The sequence below is a fragment of the Serratia sp. MMO-28 genome (assembly GCF_037199905.1).
GTDB lineage: Bacteria > Pseudomonadota > Gammaproteobacteria > Enterobacterales > Enterobacteriaceae > Chania > Chania oryzae.
Window position 1 is genome coordinate 167,928 of the sequence record NZ_JBBCVB010000009.1, and the last position, 22,141, is coordinate 190,068.

A 22,141-nucleotide genomic window follows, 5' to 3' on the forward strand; every position below is an offset into this window, starting at 1 on the left:
GAAGATGACCCTGCCGTTTCTGTCATCAAAACCGTTTATTTTATCGGCATACCTACCCAGGAGAATTCGCCAGATGAACCACTTGCAACCTTCGCCCGTTACTCTTGATGAAAATGATGTAGAAATTATTGCACGTGAGACGCTATATCGTGGTTTTTTTTCACTTAATTTATACCGGTTTCGTCATCGTTTGTTCAATGGTGAGATGAGTGGCGAGGTAAAACGCGAGATTTTTGAGCGCGGCCATGCGGCAGTGTTGCTACCCTATGATCCGGTGCGTGATGAGGTGGTCTTGATTGAGCAACTGCGCATTGCGGCGATCGATACTTCGATTTCCCCTTGGCTGCTGGAAATGGTGGCAGGTATTATTGAAACTGGGGAAAGCGTAGAGGATGTTTGCCGCCGTGAAGCGCTGGAAGAGGCCGGAGTGGTGGTAGGGCGCTGTAAACCGGTGCTGAGTTATCTGGCCAGCCCCGGCGGCACCAGCGAACGCTTGTCGATCATGGTGGGTGAGGTTGATGCTCTGACGGCGGAAGGGATCCACGGACTGGAGGAAGAAAATGAAGATATCCGTGTCCATGTGGTCAGCCGTGAACAGGCTTACCGCTGGGTTGAAGAAGGCGCAATTGACAACGCTGCATCCGTGATCGCATTGCAGTGGCTGGCATTGCACCATGAATCGCTCAAAGCAGAGTGGGTCGACTAAATGCAAAAGCGCTATACCCCTGATTTTCCGGAAATGATGAGATTGTGCGAAACCAATTTCGCACAATTACGCCGTTTGCTGCCGCGCAACGACGAAGTGGGTGAAACGGTGACTTATCAGGTGAGTGGCGCCAGTTATCGTCTGACTATTGTTGAATCTACCCGTTATACCGCGCTGGTGGCCATTGAGCAGACGGCGCCCGCGGTCAGCTACTGGAGTCTGCCAGCCATGACGGTGCGGCTGTATTATGACGCGATGGTTGCGGAAGTGTGTTCCAGTCAGCAGATCTACCGCTTTAAAGCGCGTTATGATTATCCGAATAAAAAGTTGCATCAACGTGACGAAAAGCATCAAATTAACCAGTTTCTTGCTGATTGGTTGCGCTATTGTTTAGCGCATGGAGCGATGGCGGTTCCGGTTATGTAATACCCTATGGATGTCAAGTTGCAACTGGGCGACAAGCTCGTGAGTCCTCAGGAGCTTAGGTTGCTAAGTGACTGAGGTGAGCGAGCGCAGTCAGCAAGGTGGCAGCTTGAAAGACGACGGGTAAAGGCAGACTGCAATAACAAAGGACACCATTTGGAAAGCCTGTTTCAACTGCCTGTGGCGAGTGGGGCCACGGTCAGGATCCTGCAAATAACAGATACCCACCTTTTTGCCGGTAAAAGTGAGACCTTGCTGGGCATCAATACCTATTCCAGCTATCACGCCGTGTTGGATGCCATCATCGCCCAACAGCGGGAGAGCGATTTGATCGTTGCGACTGGCGATTTGGCACAGGATCATTCCCTGGCCGCCTACCGGCACTTTGCTGAAGGCATTACCCGGCTGCCCGCACCCTGTGCCTGGCTGCCGGGCAATCACGATTTCCAACCGGCAATGGTTGATGCGTTAGCCGCCGCCGGGATCGCGCCTTCCAAGCATATTCTGCTGGGAGATCGCTGGCAGGTGCTGCTGTTGGACAGCCAGGTTTTCGGCGTGCCGCACGGTGAACTGAGTGATTACCAGTTGGAGTGGATGGAGCGCTGCCTCATCGCCTTTCCTGAGCGCTATACGCTGCTGTTGCTGCATCACCATCCATTAGCCTCCGGCTGTACCTGGCTCGATCAGCATAGCCTGCGCAACTCGCATATGCTGGATGCGGTGTTGGCGCGCTATCCCAAAGTGAATACCCTGCTGTGCGGGCATATTCACCAGGAACTGGATCTCGACTGGCAAGGGCGCCGCGTGCTGGCTTCTCCTTCTACCTGTGTGCAATTCAAACCGCACTGTACCAATTTTACGATCGACGAGGTTTCCCCAGGCTGGCGCTACCTGGATCTGCTGCCCGATGGCCGCGTAGAAACTCAGGTATTCCGGCTGGAGAACGACGATTTCCGCCCCGATATGGACTCGGACGGCTACTGATGCCTTCAACATTGCTCTACCTACACGGTTTTAACAGTTCGCCGCTCTCGGCTAAGGCAACCTCTTTCAAGGCGTGGCTGGCTGAACATCACCCAGAAATCGAGATGCTGGTACCGCAGTTGCCGCCTTACCCGGAAGAAGCGGCGGATATGCTCGAAAATCTGGTGATGGAACGGGCAGGCCACACGCTGGGGGTGGTGGGCTCTTCATTGGGGGGCTATTACGCCACTTGGCTGTCGCAGTGCTTTGCGCTGCCCGCCGTGGTGGTTAACCCGGCGGTGAAGCCGTTTGAGCTGCTGATCGACTATCTCGGGCAGAACGAGAACCCCTACACCGGCCAGCAATATGTGTTAGAGTCACGCCACGTTTACGATCTGAAAGTGATGCAGATCGATCCCTTGGAGTCGCCGGATTTAATCTGGTTGCTACAACAAACGGGCGATGAAATCCTCGATTACGGGCAGGCCGTGGCTTATTACACCGCCTGTCGGCAAACGGTGGAGTCCGGTGGAAACCACGCCTTCGTCGGTTTCGAACACTACTTCCCCCAGATTGTGGATTTTTTAGGGCTATAACACCGCTGCAACTTCACGTGCCGCAGGTATACTGAAGAAGCAGGCGGTTTCAGCACCTCCCCTTAACCACGAAAAATAATCAACGATGACTCAATCCAGCTATAACGCTGATGCCATTGAAGTACTCAGCGGTCTAGAACCAGTGCGCCGCCGTCCCGGTATGTATACCGACACGACGCGCCCGAACCACCTCGGCCAAGAGGTGATTGATAACAGCGTCGATGAAGCGTTGGCGGGCCACGCCAAGCGCATCGATGTGATTCTGCACGCCGATCAGTCGCTGGAAGTGATTGATGATGGCCGCGGTATGCCGGTGGATATCCACCCGGAAGAAGGCGTGCCAGCGGTGGAACTGATCCTTTGCCGACTGCATGCTGGCGGTAAGTTCTCCAATAAAAACTACCAGTTCTCCGGCGGCCTGCACGGCGTGGGGATCTCGGTGGTGAACGCCTTGTCAAAGCGCGTGGAGGTCAGCGTGCGCCGTGACGGTAACGTCTACGGCATCGCTTTCGAAAACGGCGATAAAGTGCAGGAACTGACGATCACCGGCACCTGCGGTAAACGCAACACCGGTACCAGCGTGCATTTCTGGCCTGACGAGCAGTTCTTCGACAGCCCGCGTTTCTCGGTTTCACGCCTCTCTCACCTGCTGAAGGCTAAAGCGGTGTTGTGCCCCGGTGTTGAAATCTACTTTATCGACAAGGTAAACAATACCGAGCAGCGTTGGTGTTACCAGGACGGCCTGACCGACTACCTGATGGAAGCGGTGAACGGCCTGATTACCCTGCCGGAAAAAGCGTTTGTCGGTAGCTTTGCCGGTGATACCGAGGCGGTGGACTGGGCGCTGTTGTGGCTGCCGGAAGGTGGCGAACTGCTGACGGAAAGCTACGTTAACCTGATCCCGACCATGCAGGGCGGTACGCATGTCAACGGTTTGCGTCAGGGGCTGCTGGATGCGATGCGTGAATTCTGCGAATTCCGTAACATTCTGCCGCGCGGCGTGAAGCTTTCCGCCGAAGATATCTGGGATCGCTGTGCTTACGTGCTGTCGGTGAAAATGCAGGATCCGCAATTTGCCGGGCAGACCAAGGAGCGTTTGTCTTCGCGTCAGTGTGCGGCGTTTGTTTCCGGCGTGGTGAAAGACGCCTTCAGCCTGTGGCTGAACCAAAACGTGCAGGCGGCCGAACAACTGGCGGAACTGGCGATCTCCAGCGCCCAGCGCCGTTTGCGGGCGGCGAAAAAGGTGGTGCGTAAAAAGCTGACCAGCGGCCCGGCGTTGCCCGGCAAACTGGCGGATTGCACCTCGCAGGATCTGAGCATGACCGAACTGTTCCTGGTGGAAGGGGACTCGGCGGGCGGCTCGGCCAAACAGGCGCGCGATCGTGAGTATCAGGCGATCATGCCGTTGAAAGGGAAGATCCTGAACACCTGGGAAGTCTCTTCTGACGAAGTGCTGGCCTCGCAGGAAGTGCATGATATCTCGGTGGCGATCGGCATCGATCCCGACAGCGAAGATCTCAGCCAACTGCGTTACGGCAAGATCTGTATCCTGGCGGATGCGGACTCCGACGGCTTGCATATTGCCACGCTGCTGTGTGCGCTGTTTGTGCGCCACTTCCGCACGCTGGTCAAAGGCGGGCACGTGTATGTGGCGATGCCACCGCTGTACCGTATCGACCTGGGTAAAGAGGTGTATTACGCCCTCGACGAAGAGGAGAAAGCCGGGGTGCTGGAGCAGTTGAAGCGTAAGAAAGGTAAACCGAACGTCCAGCGCTTCAAAGGGCTGGGTGAGATGAACCCGCTGCAACTGCGTGAAACCACGCTCGATCCCAATACTCGCCGCCTGGTGCAGTTGACCATTGATGACGAGAATGCGGATCACACCATGGCACTGATGGATATGCTGCTGGCGAAGAAGCGCTCGGAAGATCGCCGCAACTGGCTGCAGGATAAAGGCGACATGGCCGAGCTTTCGGTCTGATGCCCGGGGGCCAGTATACCGGCCCCTGCCTCAATCCCGTAGAGGCGCGGCAAATTGCGCCCGACATTCAGGGCGGAAAGCATGAAAATTACCCTCGAAGAATTGCTCGCATTCACCTCGGTGGTCGATAGCGGCTCCATCACCTCCGCCGCTGAACAACTTGGCCAGACCACTTCCGGTATCAGCCGCGCGCTCAGCCGCCTGGAAAAAAAACTCAACACCACCCTATTGCGCCGAACTACGCGCCGCCTGGAATTAACCGAGGAGGGGCAGAGTTTTCTTTCCCATGCGCGGGAGATTATCAATGCGGTGGAGAATGCAGAAGAGCAGATGGCGCTGCGCCGCCAGATCCCGGCAGGCCGGTTGCGGGTTAACGCTGCGGCGCCCTTTATGGAGCACGTTATCGTGCCGCTGGTGGCCGGTTTTCGCCAACGCTTTCCGCAGATTGAGCTGGAGCTGAATACCGATAACCAGATTATCGATCTGCTGGAGAAACGTACCGATATTGCCATCCGCATCGGTGCGTTGCGCGATTCGACCATCCATGCGCGTCTGCTGGGGGCCAGCCGGTTACGCATTCTCGCCAGCCCGGAATATATTGCCCGCTTTGGTGCCCCACAACGTGTGGAGGAGCTGAATCAGCATTGTCTGCTGGGGTTCACCCAGCCAGAATCTCTGAATCTGTGGCCGCTGCGCAACCCGCAGGCGGAGCATTTTGCCATTACCCCTACGCTGGCGGCTTCCAGCGGTGAAACGCTGCGGCAACTGGCGCTACGCGGGGTAGGGATTGTGCAGTTAGCGGACTTTATGACGCGTGAAGATCAGCGCGAAGGGCGCTTGATCGCGCTTTTGGCAGAAGAAACGCTGGACGTGCGCCAGCCAATCAATGCGGTGTATTACCGCAATACGCAACTGGCCGCGCGCATCACCTGTTTTCTGGACTATGTCAGCGCAAACATTGATGTGCAGACGCTGTAGGTTTGTGTAAGGGATAAGGGGGCAATATTGCGCATGCTGCTAATCTTTAAGCCTAACCCTCTCCCAGTAGGAGAGGGTTAGGGGCGACGCTTAAGCAAACACCTCAGCCAGATGCGTGCGGAAACGTGCGATATCACCCGCAATATCCGGCTGCTTAATCACATCATTACAGATAAAGGTCGGCAGAGCTTCCATGCCCAAAAACTGGTTGGCCTTGTGGAAGTGCAGGTAAACGCCGTCAACCCCCACACCGTGGAAGAACTGCTCGGGATCGGTAAAGGCTTGCAGCGGCGCGTTCCAGGTCAGGCTCAGCATATATTTCTTGCCTTGAATCAGGCCGCCGGAGCCGTATTTTTTAGCCGCATCGCTGCGGGTACGGCCATCGCTGGCATACAGGCTGCCGTGGCCAGCGGTGAATACTTCATCGATGTATTTTTTCAGGATCCAGGGCTCACCCATCCACCAGCCTGGCATCTGATAGATCACTGCATCTGCCCACAGGTATTTCTGCACTTCGGCTTCAATGTCGTAGCCATCATCGACCACGGTGACCTGCACGTCGTGCTTGGCGTCGCGCAGAAAACTTTCTGCTACGTCGCTCAGAGTTTGATTCAGTTCGCCATTGGAATGGCCGAATTGTTTCTTGGCGTTAATAATCAGGATATTGCTCATCGCTACACTGCCCTTGTCGGAATTAGAAATTGCTGAAACGCAGTGTAATCCTTTACGTGCCAGGAAAAAATGCGAACTAATGCACAACAGTATTGACTGTGAGTCAATAAAGATGCCCGCCAATGGCAGTATTTTGCATAAAATGCGTAATTCACTGTGGTCATAGAGCGACGAATGGGTTCTGCCGCATTAATGCGACAAAACCCTGTTATGCAGGTGGTGGTTTTTTCTGCGGGATTAGGCCCAGTACGCTGCTGCTATTCGCAGGTTATCTTTACGTTCTGCGCGAAACGGACGCTCGTCATCTGTGCAAGTATCAGGCTAATGCCTTCGCTTTAAGCTGTTGATATTCAGCTTCGCTAATCACGCCATCATCCAACAGTTTTTTGGCGTCAGAAATCTGCTCGGCTGGCGATTTACCGGCGACTTCACGAATGTACTCATTGGTAGCAGAGACCGATTTTTGTACCTGCGCACGATGCCGCTCAGCCATGCCTTTACCGCGAGCGATAAGATAGACTAAAGAAGTTAACAGCGGGATGAACAGCAGGAACACAATCCAGACGGCTTTATAAAAACCGCTTAATTCGTGATCGCGGAAAAGATCGGAGACGACCTGGAATAAAATAAACAGATAGGCGATAAGAAAGAAGAACGAAAATGTCGTTGCCACTATATCCCAAAGGGTGAGTAGATGATAAGTCATTAGCATTCCTTAATTATTCAACTAAAGGCGGATAAAAATTCTTTATCTATAACAGTGTGTAAGCATCACAAGCATAGGTCACAGTTTCATTTCTTTCCATGTTGAGCGGTAAGACGGAGCCAGGTATTCAATGAGTTGGTTTGGGTGTAAATCTCTTGCTTCTGCATGTGGGGATAGAATGGCTAACGTTGATGTATGGCGCCCATTTTGCGAACAGATAGATTTCATAAAGGAACACGGTGATGGCAACGGCGCTGCCAGCGTATCTTCTCACCCGATTACCCCTATCGCTCTGATCTGCCTGAAAAGCAGGCAACGCAACTTTTGCCGATCTTCTTTCATCAACGTGACAGAAACCGATGGATGCACCATCTGTGACAGCTACCTACAAGATGAGTTACTATCGCGGGCAGAATCGACCCTTTGTCGTCTGAGGATATCTGAGTAATGAGTGAACTGACTCATGACGGTGTTGAGCGTTTAGCGCTGCACACATTCACTGAAAAAGCCTATCTGGACTACTCCATGTACGTCATCATGGATCGGGCGCTACCTTATATTGGCGATGGTTTAAAGCCAGTACAGCGCCGCATCATCTATGCGATGTCGGAACTGGGGCTGAACAACAGCGCTAAATTCAAAAAATCGGCCCGTACCGTGGGCGATGTTCTGGGTAAATACCACCCGCACGGCGACAGTGCCTGTTATGAAGCCATGGTACTGATGGCGCAGCCGTTCTCTTACCGTTACCCGTTGGTCGACGGCCAGGGGAACTGGGGGGCACCGGACGATCCGAAATCCTTCGCCGCGATGCGTTATACCGAATCGCGCCTGTCGAAATACGCCGAAGTATTACTGGGTGAACTGGGCCAGGGCACGGTCAACTGGGTGCCAAACTTCGACGGCACCATGCAGGAGCCGAAGATGTTACCGGCGCGTCTGCCGAACATCCTGCTCAACGGCACCACGGGGATTGCGGTCGGCATGGCCACCGACATCCCGCCGCATAACGTGCGTGAAGTGGCAGCAGCGGCCGTGGCGCTGATCGACAAACCGGGAGCCTCGCTTGAGGATCTGCTGGAGTTTGTGCAGGGGCCAGACTTCCCGACCGAAGCGGAAATCATCACCCCGCGCGACGAAATCCGCAAAATTTACCAGAATGGCCGTGGTTCGGTGCGTATGCGCGCCATCTGGAAGAAAGAGGATGGCAGCGCGGTGATCACCGCACTGCCGCACCAGGTTTCTGGTGCCAAGGTGCTGGAGCAAATCGCCAGCCAGATGCGCGCTAAAAAGCTGCCGATGGTGGAGGATCTGCGTGACGAGTCGGATCACGAGAACCCGACCCGCCTGGTGATCGTGCCACGCTCCAACCGTATCGACCTGGATCAGGTGATGAACCACCTGTTCGCCACCACCGATCTGGAACGCAGCTACCGCATCAACATGAACATGATCGGCCTGGATAACCGCCCGCAGGTTAAAGGGTTGTTGGAGATCCTCACCGAGTGGCTGGTTTTCCGCCGCGATACGGTGCGCCGCCGCCTCAACTACCGCCTGGAAAAAGTGCTGAAACGCTTGCACATTCTGGAAGGTTTGCTGGTGGCGTTCCTTAATATCGACGAAGTAATCCACATCATCCGCAGCGAAGATGAGCCGAAGCCGGTATTGATGCAGCGTTTTGGCATCTCTGATACCCAGGCTGAAGCGATTCTTGAGCTGAAACTGCGTCATTTGGCCAAGCTGGAAGAAGTGAAGATCCGCGGTGAGCAGGATGAATTGGCGAAAGAACGCGATCATCTGCAAGCGCTGCTGGCCTCCGAACGCAAGCTGAATACGCTGATTAAGAAAGAGATTCAGGCCGATGCGCAGGCCTATGGCGACGATCGCCGTTCACCGCTGACCGAACGCGAAGAGGCCAAGGCGATGAGCGAGCACGATTTTGTGCCTTCTGAGCCGGTGACCATTGTGCTGTCTGAAATGGGCTGGGTGCGTAGCGCCAAAGGCCATGATATCGATCCTGCCGGGCTGAGCTATAAAGCCGGTGATAGCTTCCGTGCCGCAGCGCGTGGCAAGAGTAACCAACCGGTGGTGTTTATCGACTCCACCGGGCGCAGTTACGCGCTCGATCCGCTGGCGCTGCCGTCTGCCCGTGGGCAGGGGGAACCGCTGACCGGCAAACTGACGCCACCGCCGGGCGCGACGATTGAGCAGGTGCTGATGGCCGCCGATGAGCAGAAACTGTTGATGGCTTCCGATGCCGGTTACGGCTTCGTATGTACCTTCAACGATCTGGTGGCGCGCAACCGTGCGGGTAAAGTGATGATCACGCTGCCGGATAACGCCAAGGCGCTGCCGCCAATGGAGATCAACGGCGATGATGACATGTTGCTGTCGATTACCGCCGCTGGCCGCATGCTGATGTTCCCGGTAGCCGATCTGCCGCAGTTGTCGAAGGGCAAGGGCAACAAGATTGTCTCAATACCGTCGGCGCAGGCGGCTTCGGGTGAAGACAAGCTGACCTGGCTGTTTGTGCTGCCACCGCAGACCTCGATCACTCTGCACGTGGGTAAACGCAAGCTGACGCTGCGGCCGGAAGACCTGCAGAAATTCCGTGCTGAACGTGGCCGTAAAGGCACCCTGTTACCACGTGGCCTGCAGCGTATCGACCGGGTTGAGCTGGATATGCCAGAGCGGGTATTACCGGGTGAGAGTGAAGAGTAAGCCGTTTTCTCCTCTGTCGCCGTCAAGCGGCAGGGGAGATACAAACGGGTAGATTTTCGCTACATAAATATATTGTGCCGAACGCTGACGGGCGAGAAAATAGCGAGAGCAGCAGGGACGTAAAACGCCGCGCCGACAGTGTGCTAATGAGGTGGTTATGTTATTGATATTACGTGCTATTATTGTCGTGATATATTGTATTCTAGTCTGTATTTTCGGTTCGATTTATTGTTTGTTCAGCCCACGTAATCCCCGTCATGTGGCGACTTTTGGCCACCTGTTTGGCCGCCTTTCGACGGTGTTTGGTTTGCAGGTCGAAGTACGTAAGCCTGCCGGTGCGTCTGCTAATGGCACCTGCATTTACATTGCCAACCACCAGAATAACTACGACATGGTGACGGTTTCCAATATCGTGCAGCCGCGCACCGTGACGGTCGGCAAGAAAAGCCTGGCGTGGATCCCGTTTTTCGGCCAGCTCTATTGGCTGACCGGTAATCTGCTGATCGACCGGGATAACCGTGCCAAAGCCCATGGCACTATCGCTCAGGTCGTTGAAGCCATTAAGCAACGGGATATTTCTATCTGGATGTTTCCGGAAGGAACCCGTAGCCGTGGGCGCGGGCTGTTGCCTTTCAAAACCGGCGCGTTCCACGCGGCGATTGCGGCCGGGGTGCAGATTGTGCCGATTTGCGTTTCCACCACCAGTGGTAAAATCAATCTTAACCGCTGGAATAATGGGCATGTGATTGTGGAGATGCTGGAGCCGATCGATACCCGCGCCTATAACAAAGAGCAGGTTCGCGAGCTGGCTGCCCGTTGCCACGAGCTGATGGAGGCGAAAATTGCATTGCTGGATGCGGAAGTCGCCCAGCTTGACGCTGCAAAAAAATAAAATTAACCCATAGGCCAATGCCAATGGTTTAAAGCGAACCAGCCCCTCCTCTATAGCGAAAGGGGGCGGTATATTACGCGTTGCTTTTACGCCCTGCTCAGTCAGGGCTTTTCATACAGCTTTGTTTGGTTTTCATGGAGAAAATATGTCACTCAGTCGACGTCAGTTTATTCAGGCATCGGGCTTGGCGCTGTGCGCTGGCGCGGTACCGCTGAGGGCTGAGGCAAGCGCAACGCAGACCCTGTTACCCATCCCACCCTTGTTGGAATCCCGCCGCGGGCAGCCGCTGTTTTTGACGCTGCAGCGTGCCCACTGGGCCTTTATGGAGAACCGTAAGGCATCGGTATGGGGGGTTAACGGTATCTATCTGGGGCCGACGGTGCGGGTGTACAGCGGCGACGACGTGAAGCTGATCTACAGCAACCGCCTGACAGAGCCGGTGTCGATGACCATCAGCGGGCTACAGGTGCCCGGCACCCTGATGGGCGGCGCGGCGCGCATGATGTCACCGAATGTGGATTGGTCGCCGGTTATTCCCATCCGCCAGGCAGCAGCCACCTGCTGGTATCACGCCAATACGCCTAATCGGATGGCGCCGCATGTCTACAACGGGCTGGCCGGTCTGTGGTTGGTTGAGGATGAGGTCAGTAAAAATCTGCCGTTGCCGAATCATTATGGCGTGGATGATTTCCCGCTGATCATTCAGGACAAGCGGCTGGATAACTTTGGTACCCCGGTATACGATCCGCCGGCGCAGGGGGGCTTTATGGGGGATACGCTGCTGGTGAACGGCGTGCAGAACCCCTATGTTGAAGTCTCTCGCGGCTGGGTCCGGCTGCGTTTGCTGAATGCGTCCAACTCTCGGCGCTACCAGCTGCAGTTGAGCGATGGGCGGCCGATCAGCGTGATTGCCGGTGACCAGGGTTTTCTGCCCGCGCCGGTGGCGGTACAGCAGCTTTCGCTCGCTCCGGGGGAGCGCCGTGAAGTGCTGATCGACATGTCGAATGGCGGTGAAGTGTCTCTGACTGCCGGTGAGGCGGCTGGCATGATGGATCGTCTGCGCGGCCTGTTCGAACCCTCCAACCTGCTGATTTCCACCCAGGTGCTGACCCTGAGGCCCACCGGCCTGCTGCCGCTGGTGACAGATAACCTGCCGATGCGCCTGCTGCCGGATCAACTGCTGGAGGGCAGCGTCAGCCGTTCGCGCGAGTTCCGCCTGGGCGACAAGATGGCCGGGATTAATGGCGCTATCTGGGATATGAACCGCATCGACGTGCAAACGCAGCAAGGCGTTTGGGAGCGTTGGACGATCCATGCCGATACCCCGCAGGCGTTCCACATTCAGGGCGTACAGTTCCTGGTGAAACGTGTCAACGGCGCACAACCGATGGCGGAAGATCGGGGCTGGAAGGATACCGTTTGGGTCGATGGAGACGTCGAGCTGTTGGTGTATTTCAACCAGGTTTCCTCGCAACATTTCCCGTTTCTGTTTTACAGCCAAACGCTGGAGATGGCCGATCGCGGTTCCACCGGCCAGTTTGTGGTGCAGGCGGCACCTTAAACCTGCGGCGTGCGCAGCATTTTCAGGAACGCGCGTACCACCGGTGTGGCACTGTCGGCATGATAGATCGCATACAGATCGGCCGAGGGTGCCGCCAGCAGCGGGCAGAAACGCACGCCGGGCCATGGGATGCGCCCGTAGCTGTCCGGCAGCAGCGTAATGCCATATTCTTCTGCCACCAGCGCCATCAGCGTTTGTGGCTCATTAACCTGATGCGCAATATCTGGCGCAAAACCCTGTTGCAGGCACAGATTGTGCAAATACAGCCCCAGGCTGGCTTCGTGCGGCGGCAGCACAATAAATTTTTCATGCTGTAAGGCGTTCAACGGGATCGCCGTGCCGTCCGCCAGCGGATGCGACGTTGGCAATACCACCGCAATTTTTTCCCGCGCCAAGAGCTGGCACGCCAGGCCCGGTAGCGCCTGCTGCTTTGCTTCACGCCATACGCCAATATCGATATGCCGTTTTTGCAGTGAAACGATCTGCTGGCTGGGGGTCTGTTCATTCAGCACCCAGGTCACATGGTCGGTTTGGGCAGTAAAACGTTTCAGCGCCGGGATCAGGCCCCCCCAGACCGATGTGCCCACCATGCCAATCACCATATGGCCCGCTTCACCGCGCCCCAGTTGCTGCACCTGATTCAGCGCATTGCCAGCCTGATCCAGCAGCATCTCGACGTTATGAAACAGCGTGCGGCCCGCCAGCGTCAGCGCCATGGAGCGTGTGGTGCGTTTGAATAATTCCACGCCTAACTGGCTTTCCAGCTCCTTGATATGTTTGCTGAGCGGGGGTTGGGAAATGTTCAGCCGCCGCGCTGCCTGCGTGAAATTCATCTCCTCCGCCACCACGCGGAAATAATGCAGCAGCCGGAAGTTAATCCGGCTTGGATCGGGCAGTGGCTGTTTCATCAGTGTGTGCCTCCCTGCTGGGTATTTATAGGCAAATGGAATAAATCAGCGGGCAAGAATGTATTGGTCGCCGCCGGTCAACGCTCTCTACTATGGGGATGACTTTATCGATCCACAGAAGAGAATACTATGTTTAATCAAGAAGATGCTTTTTCCTGTGCCGATATTCTGCGCACCCGTCTACCCGGCTTTCAACCGCGCGCTGCCTTGATTCTGGGCTCTGGGCTGGGTGCGCTGGCCGAGGTCATGCAGGATACCGTCACCATCGACTATACCGAATTACCGGGCTTTCCGGTAAGCAGCGTGGTCGGCCACGCCGGGCAACTGGTGGCCGGTTGGCTGGAAGGCGTGCCGGTGCTGTGTATGAAGGGGCGCGGGCACTTTTATGAAGGGCGCGGCATGCAGGTGATGACCACGGCGATCCGTACCTTCAAACTGTTGGGCTGTGAGTTCCTGCTGGCGACCAACGCCGCCGGTTCGCTGCGCACCTCTGTGGCTCCGGGTAGCCTGGTGGCGCTGACCGACCACATCAACTTTATGCCGGAATCCCCATTAGTGGGCAGCAACGACGAACGCTTTGGCCCGCGTTTCTTCAGCCTGGCCAATGCCTACGATCGTGATTTGCGCGCGCAACTGGCGCAGGTGGCGCAAAAGGTCGGCATCCCGCTGGCTGAAGGGGTGTTTGCTGCCTATACCGGCCCGAATTTCGAAACGCCGGCAGAAATCCGCATGATGCAGACGTTGGGCTGTGATGTGGTGGGGATGTCGATCGTGCCGGAAGTCCTTTCCGCGCGCCATTGCGGCCTGAAGGTGCTGGTGGTGTCGGCGATGACCAACTACGCCGAAGGGCTGTCGGATACCCCACTGTCCCATGAGCAGACGTTGAGCTGTGCGGCAATGGCGGCAGACGATTTTATGCGCCTGATCCGTGAGTTCTTCAAAACGCTGTAAGCCCGATTTTTATCCTAATGCCCCGCGTTGGAGGCCGAGCCTCGCCGCGTCAATCATCGTTTAAATCAGAATAACAAGGTGATGGTAATGGCAATAAAAACCAGATTGAAAGTGATGATCTTCCTCCAGTTCTTTATCTGGGGGGCCTGGTTGGTGACCTTAGGTTCTTACATGATCAATACCCTACATTTCAGCGGGGCGCAGGTAGGGATGGTTTACAGCTCGAAAGGTATTGCTGCACTGATTATGCCGAGCTTGGCGGGCATCATCGCCGATCGCTGGATCAAGGCCAACTACCTCTATGGCCTGTGCCATCTGCTCGGCGCGCTGGCGCTGTACTGCGCGGCACAGGTCGATCAGCCGATGGTGATGTTCTGGGTGATGCTGTTCAACGCCATGGTGTATATGCCTACCATCGCGCTTTCAAACGCCATCTCTTACTTCTGCCTGGAAAAACACGGCTGCGACACGGTCAAGGATTTCCCGCCGGTACGGGTTTATGGCACGGTGGGCTTTATTCTGGCGATGTGGCTGATCAGCTTTGGCAAAATTGAATTGAGCAATATGCAGTTGTACCTGGCTGCGGCGGTATCGCTGGTGTTAGCCGCTTATTCGCTGACGCTGCCCCATTGCCCAACCAGCAACGTGAAGCGCTCGCAAAGCTGGGTCAGCATGCTGGGGCTGGATGCCTTTGTGTTGTTCAAGCAAAAGCGTATGGCGATCTTCTTCCTGTTTGCCATGCTGCTGGGGGCGGCACTGCAGATCACCAACACCTTCGGTAATCCGTTCCTGCATGATTTCTCGTTCAATCCGCTGTATCAGGACAGTTTCAGCGTGCGTTATCCTTCGGTGCTGCTTTCTCTGTCGCAAATTTCCGAGGTGTTTTTTATCCTCACCATCCCATTCTTCCTGCGTAAATACGGCATCAAGCAGGTGATGCTGATCAGCATGGCCGCCTGGACGCTGCGCTTCCTGTTCCTGGCCTATGGTACCCCGGCCGGGTTCGGTTTTGTGCTGTTGCTGCTGTCGATGATCGTTTATGGCTGCGCGTTTGATTTCTTTAATATCTCGGGTGCGATCTTTGTTGAGAAAGAGGCCGACCACCGTATTCGTGCCAGTGCACAAGGGCTGTTTATGAGCATGGTTAACGGTGCCGGGGCTTATGTTGGGGCGATCGCCAGCGGTGAAGTGGTGGATTTCTTTACTCAAGATGGCGTGAAAGACTGGCAGAGCATCTGGCTGGTATTTGCAGCCTATACGCTGGTATTGGGGGTGATCTTCGCGCTGACGTTCAACTATCAGCATCGGCCGGAAGAGATGACCGGGGAGATGCAGAAGGCACATTAAGCGTCGTTAGGGCCCATCAGATCCTGGGCCCTTAACGTATCAGGCAGGAAAGCGCTGCTGCAGCTGTTGCCAGTCTGGTGCACCTGCCGCACCGCGGCTGGCGACCACGCAGGCCGCGACGCGGTTGGCGAGATCGACCGCCTGCGGCAATGGCCAGCCGGCGGAAAGCCCGGCCAGCAGGCCGGCACAGTGGGCGTCACCGGCACCGATGGTGTCGACCACCTCAACCGGATAGACCGGCACATGCTGCGGTGGTTGTTTGCCGTCGCAAATCCAGGCCCCGTCGCGATCCAAACGGCAGATCAGCCGGATGTTATGTGCGCTGGCAAAGCGCTGAGCGGCGCTGACCGCATCGCCTTCACCGCACAAGATCGCCACTTCGTCACGATTCAGGGTCAGCAGGGTATGGCTGTCGCTGAGCATGGCGAAGAACTCGGCGCCTAGTTGGCCAATGCGTGGGCCAGGGTCGATCAGCCGCCACTGGTCGAACGGCAGGCGCGTCAGCCAGTCGCGCAAGGCTTCACCCGCTTCACCCACCAGTTCATAGCCGTTGGCATAAACCACGGTTTCCGGCTCCAGCGGCAGAGTGGCTAACTGGGCTTTATTCCAGTGGGCCTCACAGCCGGTGATGGTGATAAAGGTGCGTTCACCGTTGGGTTCCACCAGTGCCAAACACCAACCGTTATCCATCTGGCCATGGCGCAGCAGCACCGGCAGATCCAGTTCCTGCATCGCGCTTTCAATGGCGGCACCCCAATCCCCGTTGCCAACCGGCATGCCGTTGATCACGGGCACATTCAGGCGGCGCAGCGCCCGCGCCACGTTAAAGGCGCAGCCGCCAATCTGCCGGCCTTGTGGCACGGCTTCAATATCATCACCGCTGCGGGGCAGGTGGGGCAGCGTGAGCACCACATCGCCCACGGCGCCGCCCAGCACCAGGATCGGTTTTACGGCGAAAAACTCACTCATTGGCGTGCTCCGCGGCTGGCCAGATACAGGCCGTAACCCACCAGGCTGACCAGGAATGAAACGAACAGCCCAAGGCTGGAGTCGGCAAACAGGCCTATAGCCAGTGGGCCATCAATGAAGCCGGTTTTGGTCACCATCAGCCCGCAGAAGGCACCGAGGAACCAGCAGAACAGCGGTACTTTACGCACGCCGCGATTCTGGCCGTTCAGGCCATACAGCGCGTTGGCATCGTAGCCATGCTGGCGGCGCAGCTTGGTGTAATCGAGAATGAAAATTGCCGCCCAGGCGGCGAGGAATACGCCACAGAACACCAGGAACGAGATAAATGGCCCCAGGAAGTCTTCGGAAATAAACAGCACGTAGATGGCAATCGCGAGCACCAGCACCGCATCGATAGACACCGCCAGCGACTGCTTCACTTTCACACCCAGCGTCAGCAAGTTCAGGCTGGCAGAATACAGGCTGAGCACCGCAATGGTGACAATACCGGCGGTGGCGGCCAGCAGATAGGGGATAGCCATCCACTTCGGCAGCACTGAACCGATCAGCGCGATCGGGTTAGCGGAGCTGGCGAGATCCGGCAGTTGCACCGAGAGCAGGATCCCGGTGAACATCAACAGCATCAGCGGCAGGCAGGCACCCCCTACCACGGCGGCAAAAATGCTCTTATCCGAAGACTGCGGGCTCTGATAACGGCTGTAATCCGCCCCGGCGATGGCCCAACTGATGCCGGTACCGGCGGCGATCACCGAAACCGCTGGCAGGAAACCGGTCAGCCAACTGCCGGAAGGCAACGACAGCACCTTGCTCCATTCGGTGGTGAAGACGATATACAACACCACGATCAATGTCATGGTGCCGAAAATCCGGCTGAACCAGCTCTGCATCCAGACCACGGTATTCTGGCCGAGCAGGCTGACCACGATGGTCAGGCCGCCAAACAGCAGCAGGCTGAAGGCGGTGAGGGAGTGGCTGGCGCTCATACCGGCAGCCTGGAACAGTGCCGCCAGCGTCAGCGTGCCGGTAATCACGTTTACCGCCTCCCAGCCCATCAGGTTGACCCAGCTGAAGGTGGTGGGGGCAATATTGCCTTTCAAACCAAAAATCACCCGCGATAAGGTCAGGGTAGAAGTACGGCCACGCTTGCCGGCGAAGCTGGTGTAACCCACCAGAATAAAGCTGGCGACGCCCACCAGGGCTGCGAGGATCGACTGGATGAACGACAGACCAAAGGCGACGACAATCGCCCCATAGACCACGCCAAGAATACCGATATTGGCGGCAGACCAGACCCAGAACAGCTCGATCGGTTTACCGGTTTGCTCAGCATCAGGTACGCGATCGATCCCCGTACTTTCTACTTTCCATGTCTCATTGCGGTTGATTTCACTCATAATATGATTTATCCCGGGTTGCGCAGCCTGGTAAGTGCCGCTGCGTAAGGCTGAAAATCAATCTGATTGGCACGGTTGATGGTGTCAATCCATTCCGCTGGGAAGGCATCAATTCCGTGCAGTGCACCGCAAATTGCCGTTGCCATGGCACCGATAGTATCGGTGTCGCCTCCCAGATTAGCGGCCAGCACCGCGCAACGTTGCGGATCGGTTCCAGCCAGTTCAACCAGTGCCAGCGTCATGGGGATGGACTCGATATTGTCCATCCCGGCACCGATGGTGTGGTACAGCTCTGCCAACGCGTCGGCATCGGGTAACGCACTGGCTTTAGCCGCACACTCCAGCGCCCAGACTAAACGGCGGCTGAGCGACGGGCTGAGGGTGGTAATCTGTTGCCGTTGTACCTGCTCTACCCGTTCAGGTAATTCCTGCTTGATGGTGACCCAATCCGCGCCTTCAATCGCCCGGCTGATTGCCCATGCGACGGTAAACGCCCCGGCAACGGCGATATCCGACTTGTGGGTCGGGCTGCATGACAGCCGCACGGCCTCGATAAACTGGGGCAGATTGCTGCTTGGCATCAGGCAACCGATTGGTGCAACGCGCATCGCCGCACCGTTGGTGACGCCATTGGCGGGGATCTCCAGCACTGGCGTACCGGCACGCACTGCCAGCAGTGCGGCTTTGGAGGTGGGGCCAAGAATGTTTTTCTCAAAGGCTCCGACGCGTTCCGCCCATAGCATAATGTGGTGGGCGATGCGTTCCGGTTCGACGCGGCCATCGCTGGCCAACAGCGCATCCATCAATGCTATCGCCTGTTGGGTGTCGTCAGTATATTCTCCGGCGGTAAATTCGTTTGCGGCTATGTTTTCCTGTGGGCCAGGCAGGAAACTCTCGATCCAACCAAAATAGTCACGTACTTTCTGCACTGGCCACAGTTCTGATGGCATCCCCATCGCATCGCCCACGGCTTGCCCATACAGAGCGCCGAGAATAGCGTGGTGAGGTTTTTTAGTATTTTTCATGTAATACAATTCCCTGGTGTTGGTGCCTATTGATGCTGAAGAAACATCAATAGGGTGAGATTACGCGTGAAATAGGTCCAATTAAAGTCCAATACTTGAAAATGTGATTCCAATCTAATTCCAACACAAACCCAGGCTGCGTCGTTATCACCCAAAGGCGTAAATATGCTAGAAACAATGCTGGAGAAAGTGCGTATATCAAAGGCGGATCCGATGAGTGAGTTTGTTACCTGGCTGCGTCAACAGTTTTTGCAGGCTGCGGCAGCACCGCGTTATATCCAACTGGCCACGACGATTGAAACGGCGATTAAACAGCATGTGCTGGCGGTTGGCGACTTTCTGCCGCCGGAGCGCTTGGTCGCTGAAGCACTGGATGTGTCACGGGTAACCGTCAGTAAAGCGATGAAGCTGCTGGAAGAAAAAGCGCTGATCTCGCGCCAGCAGGGCGTGGGTACCCGTGTGGCGATGCATATCGGTTACTCCCTCAATCAGGATCACGGTTTCACCGCTCAGGTGCGGCGTAATGGCAGCAGCGTCAGCAACCAATGGCTGCTGCGTACTCGGATGACGGCTCCCGCCGAGGTTGCCAAAGCGCTGGAGATGGCGAGTCACAGCGAGGTGGTTAAACTGCGCCGCCTGCGTCTGGTTGATGGCAACCCGGTTTCACTGGAAACGACCTACATCCCACCGCATTTTCTGCCCGATCCTGAAGCGCTGGAACACTCGCTTTATGCCCTGTGGCAATCGCGGGGCATTGTGCCAGAAGGGCGACATTTTCGCTTGAAGGCCGTTGCCAGCACGGATGAGATCGCCGATTTGCTCAACGTTCACAGTGGCATGCCGTTATTGCGCATTTTGCAGACCAGTCGTAATGGCCAGGGGGAGGTGCTGGAGCTCAGCGAGACCCTGTGCCGCAGTGATGTGTATGAGTTTGAGGTCAATAGCTGATCAAACTGAGAAATAACCATGCTCTTTTGACAGCGAGTGCGTATAATCGCCGCCCGGCGATAAATTAACCTGCACAAGAGTATCCGTAATGAGTACCACCAGCCTGATCCAACCCGAACGTGAACTGTTCTCTTATAAGCCTTATTGGGCCGAGTGTTTTGGCCCTGCGCCATTTTTACCGATGTCGCGAGAAGAAATGGACCAACTGGGTTGGGACAGCTGCGATGTGATCATTATCAGCGGTGATGCTTATGTCGATCACCCAAGTTTTGGCATGGCGATCATCGGCCGCATGCTGGAAGCTCAAGGGTTCCGCGTTGGGATTATTGCCCAGCCGGACTGGAGCAATAAAGACGACTTTATGCGCTTGGGCAAACCGAACCTGTTCTTCGGCGTGACCGCTGGCAACATGGACTCGATGATCAACCGCTACACCGCCGATCGCAAACTGCGCCATGACGATGCCTATACCGCAGGTAACGTGGGGGGCAAGCGCCCGGATCGTGCCACGCTGGTGTACAGCCAGCGCTGTAAAGAAGCTTATAAAGACGTGCCGATCGTGTTGGGCGGTATCGAAGCCAGCCTGCGCCGTATCGCGCATTACGATTACTGGTCGGATACGGTGCGCCGCTCGGTGCTGGTGGATTCCAAAGCCGATATCCTGATTTACGGCAACGGCGAACGCCCGCTGGTGGAGCTGGCGCACCGCCTGGCGGCCGGTGAAAATATTCAGGATATCCACGATATCCGCAACACCGCCGTGATGCGCAAACAGCCGCTGCCGGGCTGGAGCGGGGTGGATTCCACCCGTCTGGATAAGCCGGGCCGCATTGAGCCGATCCCCAATCCTTACGGTGAAGACTTGCCTTGTGCCGACGGTAGCGTGCCGGAGCCCGAAGCCAAGCCGGTTGTTGTGCGTGCCGCCAAGCCTAAACCGTGGGAAAAAACCTATGTGTTACTGCCTTCCTTTGAAAAGGTGAAGGGAGACAAGGTGTTGTATGCCCATGCCTCACGTATTCTGCACCACGAAACCAACCCCGGCTGTGCCCGTGCCTTGATGCAGAAGCATGGCGATCGCTACGTGTGGATCAACCCACCGGCGATCCCGCTGACCACGCCGGAAATGGACAGCGTTTTTGCCCTGCCATACCAGCGCGTGCCGCATCCGGCGTATGGTGAAGCGCGCATCCCAGCCTACGACATGATCCGCTTCTCGGTGAACATCATGCGCGGCTGCTACGGCGGCTGTTCGTTCTGTTCGATCACCGAGCACGAAGGGCGCATCATCCAGAGCCGTTCCGAAGATTCGATCGTGCGCGAGATCGAAGAGATCCGCGACAAAGTGCCAGGCTTTACCGGGGTGATTTCCGATCTGGGCGGCCCGACCGCCAACATGTATATGCTGCGCTGCACCAATCCGCGTGCGGAGCAGACCTGCCGCCGCGCGTCGTGCGTGTATCCGGAAATCTGTACCTATATGGATACCAACCATGAGCCGACCATCAAGCTCTATCGCCGTGCCCGTGAGTTAACCGGTATCAAGAAGATCCTGATCGCTTCCGGCGTGCGTTACGATTTAGCGGTGGAAGATCCGCGTTATATCAAGGAACTGGCGACCCACCACGTGGGGGGCTACCTGAAGATTGCACCGGAACATACCGAAGAAGGGCCATTGTCGAAGATGATGAAGCCGGGTATGGGCAGTTACGATCGTTTCAAACAACTGTTCGATCAGTATTCCAAACAGGCAGGAAAAGAGCAGTATCTGATCCCTTACTTCATCTCTGCGCATCCAGGCACCAGCGATGAAGACATGGTGAACATGGCGCTGTGGCTGAAAAAGAACCGTTTCCGCCTCGACCAGGTGCAGAACTTCTATCCTTCGCCAATGGCCAACTCTACCACCATGTATTACAGCGGCAAAAACCCGCTGGGCAAGGTGGGTTACAAGAGTGAAGACGTGTATATCCCGCGTGGCGATCGCCAGCGCCGTCTGCATAAGGCGTTGCTGCGTTATCACGATGCGGCCAACTGGCCGTTGATCCGCAGCGCGCTGGAAGAAATGGGCCTGAAGCACCTGATCGGCAGCCGTCGTGAGTGCCTGGTGCCAGCGCCAAGCCTTGACGAGCAGCGCGAGGCCAGACGCCTGCAGCGCCAGACCCGCCCGGCGCTGACTAAGCATACCGATATCACGCGCCAGCGCACGCCATCAAACAAACCGCCGGTGCGTAAACCCGCGCGCAGCGGCAAGGCGTAAAGGCAGTTTAAAGCAGGGAGCCAGCGGCTCCCTCAGATTGATGACAAAGTCCTGGCCGTGAGGCCAGGACTTTGATCTAATAAGGTCAGTGCAAAAAATGGACTGACTGCCATGCTCAAAACACCCTCTCCTCAGCAATATCA

General features: G+C 56.3%; 19 protein-coding genes. 13 read left to right on the plus strand and 6 right to left on the minus strand.

Features of this window, described 5'->3' with window-relative positions:
- The first annotated feature begins 73 nt into the window (after positions 1 to 73).
- The 6 genes from nudF to WG891_RS10485 all read left to right on the plus strand — a co-directional run bounded on the left by nudF (position 74) and on the right by WG891_RS10485 (position 5,647).
- Positions 74 to 706: an ADP-ribose diphosphatase gene (gene nudF / locus WG891_RS10460; protein WP_076941945.1), complete on the plus strand. Its 633-nt coding sequence runs from the start codon at positions 74 to 76 to the stop codon at positions 704 to 706.
- Positions 707 to 1,132 carry a DUF1249 family protein gene (locus WG891_RS10465; RefSeq protein WP_076941946.1) on the plus strand — a complete coding sequence of 142 codons (426 nt, stop codon included), beginning with the start codon at positions 707 to 709 and terminating at the stop codon, positions 1,130 to 1,132.
- A gap of 153 nt (positions 1,133 to 1,285) precedes the next feature.
- On the plus strand, positions 1,286 to 2,113 hold the full coding sequence (gene cpdA / locus WG891_RS10470; RefSeq protein ID WP_337262605.1) for a 3',5'-cyclic-AMP phosphodiesterase: 828 nt from the start codon (positions 1,286 to 1,288) through the stop codon (positions 2,111 to 2,113).
- Complete coding sequence (gene yqiA / locus WG891_RS10475; protein ID WP_337262604.1) at positions 2,113 to 2,688, plus strand: esterase YqiA; 576 nt, start codon at positions 2,113 to 2,115, stop codon at positions 2,686 to 2,688. Before cpdA ends, yqiA begins: the two co-directional genes overlap by 1 nt.
- An 85-nt stretch (positions 2,689 to 2,773) precedes the next feature.
- Positions 2,774 to 4,669 (plus strand): DNA topoisomerase IV subunit B, encoded by a 1,896-nt coding sequence (gene parE / locus WG891_RS10480; RefSeq protein ID WP_337262603.1) that lies wholly within the window; start codon positions 2,774 to 2,776, stop codon positions 4,667 to 4,669.
- Positions 4,670 to 4,750: 81 nt separating this feature from the next.
- Positions 4,751 to 5,647, plus strand: a complete 897-nt coding sequence (locus WG891_RS10485; RefSeq protein ID WP_337262602.1) for a LysR substrate-binding domain-containing protein — start codon at positions 4,751 to 4,753, stop codon at positions 5,645 to 5,647.
- Positions 5,648 to 5,737: 90 nt separating this feature from the next.
- Here WG891_RS10485 and WG891_RS10490 read toward each other — a convergent pair whose 3' ends face one another.
- Positions 5,738 to 6,319 carry an NAD(P)H-dependent oxidoreductase gene (locus WG891_RS10490; protein WP_076941951.1) on the minus strand — a complete coding sequence of 194 codons (582 nt, stop codon included), beginning with the start codon at positions 6,317 to 6,319 and terminating at the stop codon, positions 5,738 to 5,740.
- A gap of 316 nt (positions 6,320 to 6,635) precedes the next feature.
- Entirely contained in the window at positions 6,636 to 7,025 is a 390-nt protein-coding gene (locus WG891_RS10495; RefSeq protein WP_076941952.1) for an SHOCT domain-containing protein, read from the minus strand.
- A gap of 447 nt (positions 7,026 to 7,472) precedes the next feature.
- Between WG891_RS10495 and parC the strand changes: the two genes are divergently transcribed.
- The 3 genes from parC (at position 7,473) to ftsP (ending at position 12,199) form a co-directional block, all read left to right on the plus strand.
- Positions 7,473 to 9,746, plus strand: a complete 2,274-nt coding sequence (parC, locus tag WG891_RS10500; RefSeq protein ID WP_337262601.1) for a DNA topoisomerase IV subunit A — start codon at positions 7,473 to 7,475, stop codon at positions 9,744 to 9,746.
- 157 nt (positions 9,747 to 9,903) lie between these two features.
- Entirely contained in the window at positions 9,904 to 10,638 is a 735-nt protein-coding gene (locus WG891_RS10505; protein WP_337262600.1) for a 1-acylglycerol-3-phosphate O-acyltransferase, read from the plus strand.
- Positions 10,639 to 10,783: 145 nt separating this feature from the next.
- Positions 10,784 to 12,199, plus strand: coding sequence for a cell division protein FtsP (ftsP, locus tag WG891_RS10510; RefSeq protein WP_337262599.1), 1,416 nt, complete (start codon positions 10,784 to 10,786; stop codon positions 12,197 to 12,199).
- Here the strand turns inward: ftsP and WG891_RS10515 are convergent.
- Complete coding sequence (locus WG891_RS10515) at positions 12,196 to 13,107, minus strand: LysR family transcriptional regulator (protein WP_337262598.1); 912 nt, start codon at positions 13,105 to 13,107, stop codon at positions 12,196 to 12,198. The genes ftsP and WG891_RS10515 overlap by 4 nt on opposite strands.
- 129 nt (positions 13,108 to 13,236) lie before the next feature.
- On the opposite strand from WG891_RS10515, the gene xapA reads away from it, so the two are divergent.
- Both xapA and WG891_RS10525 read left to right on the plus strand, forming a co-directional pair.
- Entirely contained in the window at positions 13,237 to 14,058 is an 822-nt protein-coding gene (gene xapA / locus WG891_RS10520) for a xanthosine phosphorylase (protein WP_337262597.1), read from the plus strand.
- Between the two features lie 87 nt (positions 14,059 to 14,145).
- Positions 14,146 to 15,405: a nucleoside permease gene (locus WG891_RS10525; RefSeq protein WP_337262596.1), complete on the plus strand. Its 1,260-nt coding sequence runs from the start codon at positions 14,146 to 14,148 to the stop codon at positions 15,403 to 15,405.
- A 39-nt stretch (positions 15,406 to 15,444) separates the two neighbouring features.
- Here WG891_RS10525 and WG891_RS10530 read toward each other — a convergent pair whose 3' ends face one another.
- The 3 genes from WG891_RS10530 to WG891_RS10540 are packed head-to-tail and all read right to left on the minus strand — an operon-like array spanning position 15,445 to position 18,793.
- Positions 15,445 to 16,374, minus strand: coding sequence for a PfkB family carbohydrate kinase (locus tag WG891_RS10530; protein ID WP_156293434.1), 930 nt, complete (start codon positions 16,372 to 16,374; stop codon positions 15,445 to 15,447).
- Positions 16,371 to 17,768, minus strand: coding sequence for a purine-cytosine permease family protein (locus tag WG891_RS10535; protein ID WP_337262595.1), 1,398 nt, complete (start codon positions 17,766 to 17,768; stop codon positions 16,371 to 16,373). Before WG891_RS10535 ends, WG891_RS10530 begins: the two co-directional genes overlap by 4 nt.
- An 8-nt stretch (positions 17,769 to 17,776) precedes the next feature.
- Complete coding sequence (locus WG891_RS10540; protein WP_337262594.1) at positions 17,777 to 18,793, minus strand: ADP-ribosylglycohydrolase family protein; 1,017 nt, start codon at positions 18,791 to 18,793, stop codon at positions 17,777 to 17,779.
- 165 nt (positions 18,794 to 18,958) lie between these two features.
- Between WG891_RS10540 and WG891_RS10545 the strand changes: the two genes are divergently transcribed.
- Positions 18,959 to 19,741, plus strand: a complete 783-nt coding sequence (locus tag WG891_RS10545; RefSeq protein ID WP_337274580.1) for a GntR family transcriptional regulator — start codon at positions 18,959 to 18,961, stop codon at positions 19,739 to 19,741.
- 88 nt (positions 19,742 to 19,829) lie between these two features.
- Positions 19,830 to 21,998, plus strand: coding sequence for a YgiQ family radical SAM protein (locus WG891_RS10550; RefSeq protein ID WP_337262592.1), 2,169 nt, complete (start codon positions 19,830 to 19,832; stop codon positions 21,996 to 21,998).
- Positions 21,999 to 22,141 lie beyond the last annotated feature (143 nt).

Coding starts and splice junctions, on each gene's coding strand:
- nudF (WP_076941945.1), top strand. CDS start 74: ATGAACCACTTGCAACCTTCGCCCGTTACTCTTGATGAAAATGATGTA.
- WG891_RS10495 (WP_076941952.1), bottom strand. CDS start 7,025: ATGACTTATCATCTACTCACCCTTTGGGATATAGTGGCAACGACATTT.
- WG891_RS10530 (WP_156293434.1), bottom strand. CDS start 16,374: ATGAGTGAGTTTTTCGCCGTAAAACCGATCCTGGTGCTGGGCGGCGCC.
- xapA (WP_337262597.1), top strand. CDS start 13,237: ATGTTTAATCAAGAAGATGCTTTTTCCTGTGCCGATATTCTGCGCACC.
- WG891_RS10515 (WP_337262598.1), bottom strand. CDS start 13,107: ATGAAACAGCCACTGCCCGATCCAAGCCGGATTAACTTCCGGCTGCTG.
- parE (WP_337262603.1), top strand. CDS start 2,774: ATGACTCAATCCAGCTATAACGCTGATGCCATTGAAGTACTCAGCGGT.
- WG891_RS10525 (WP_337262596.1), top strand. CDS start 14,146: ATGGCAATAAAAACCAGATTGAAAGTGATGATCTTCCTCCAGTTCTTT.
- parC (WP_337262601.1), top strand. CDS start 7,473: ATGAGTGAACTGACTCATGACGGTGTTGAGCGTTTAGCGCTGCACACA.
- ftsP (WP_337262599.1), top strand. CDS start 10,784: ATGTCACTCAGTCGACGTCAGTTTATTCAGGCATCGGGCTTGGCGCTG.
- WG891_RS10465 (WP_076941946.1), top strand. CDS start 707: ATGCAAAAGCGCTATACCCCTGATTTTCCGGAAATGATGAGATTGTGC.
- WG891_RS10505 (WP_337262600.1), top strand. CDS start 9,904: ATGTTATTGATATTACGTGCTATTATTGTCGTGATATATTGTATTCTA.
- WG891_RS10545 (WP_337274580.1), top strand. CDS start 18,959: ATGCTAGAAACAATGCTGGAGAAAGTGCGTATATCAAAGGCGGATCCG.
- WG891_RS10540 (WP_337262594.1), bottom strand. CDS start 18,793: ATGAAAAATACTAAAAAACCTCACCACGCTATTCTCGGCGCTCTGTAT.
- yqiA (WP_337262604.1), top strand. CDS start 2,113: ATGCCTTCAACATTGCTCTACCTACACGGTTTTAACAGTTCGCCGCTC.
- WG891_RS10550 (WP_337262592.1), top strand. CDS start 19,830: ATGAGTACCACCAGCCTGATCCAACCCGAACGTGAACTGTTCTCTTAT.
- WG891_RS10485 (WP_337262602.1), top strand. CDS start 4,751: ATGAAAATTACCCTCGAAGAATTGCTCGCATTCACCTCGGTGGTCGAT.
- WG891_RS10490 (WP_076941951.1), bottom strand. CDS start 6,319: ATGAGCAATATCCTGATTATTAACGCCAAGAAACAATTCGGCCATTCC.
- WG891_RS10535 (WP_337262595.1), bottom strand. CDS start 17,768: ATGAGTGAAATCAACCGCAATGAGACATGGAAAGTAGAAAGTACGGGG.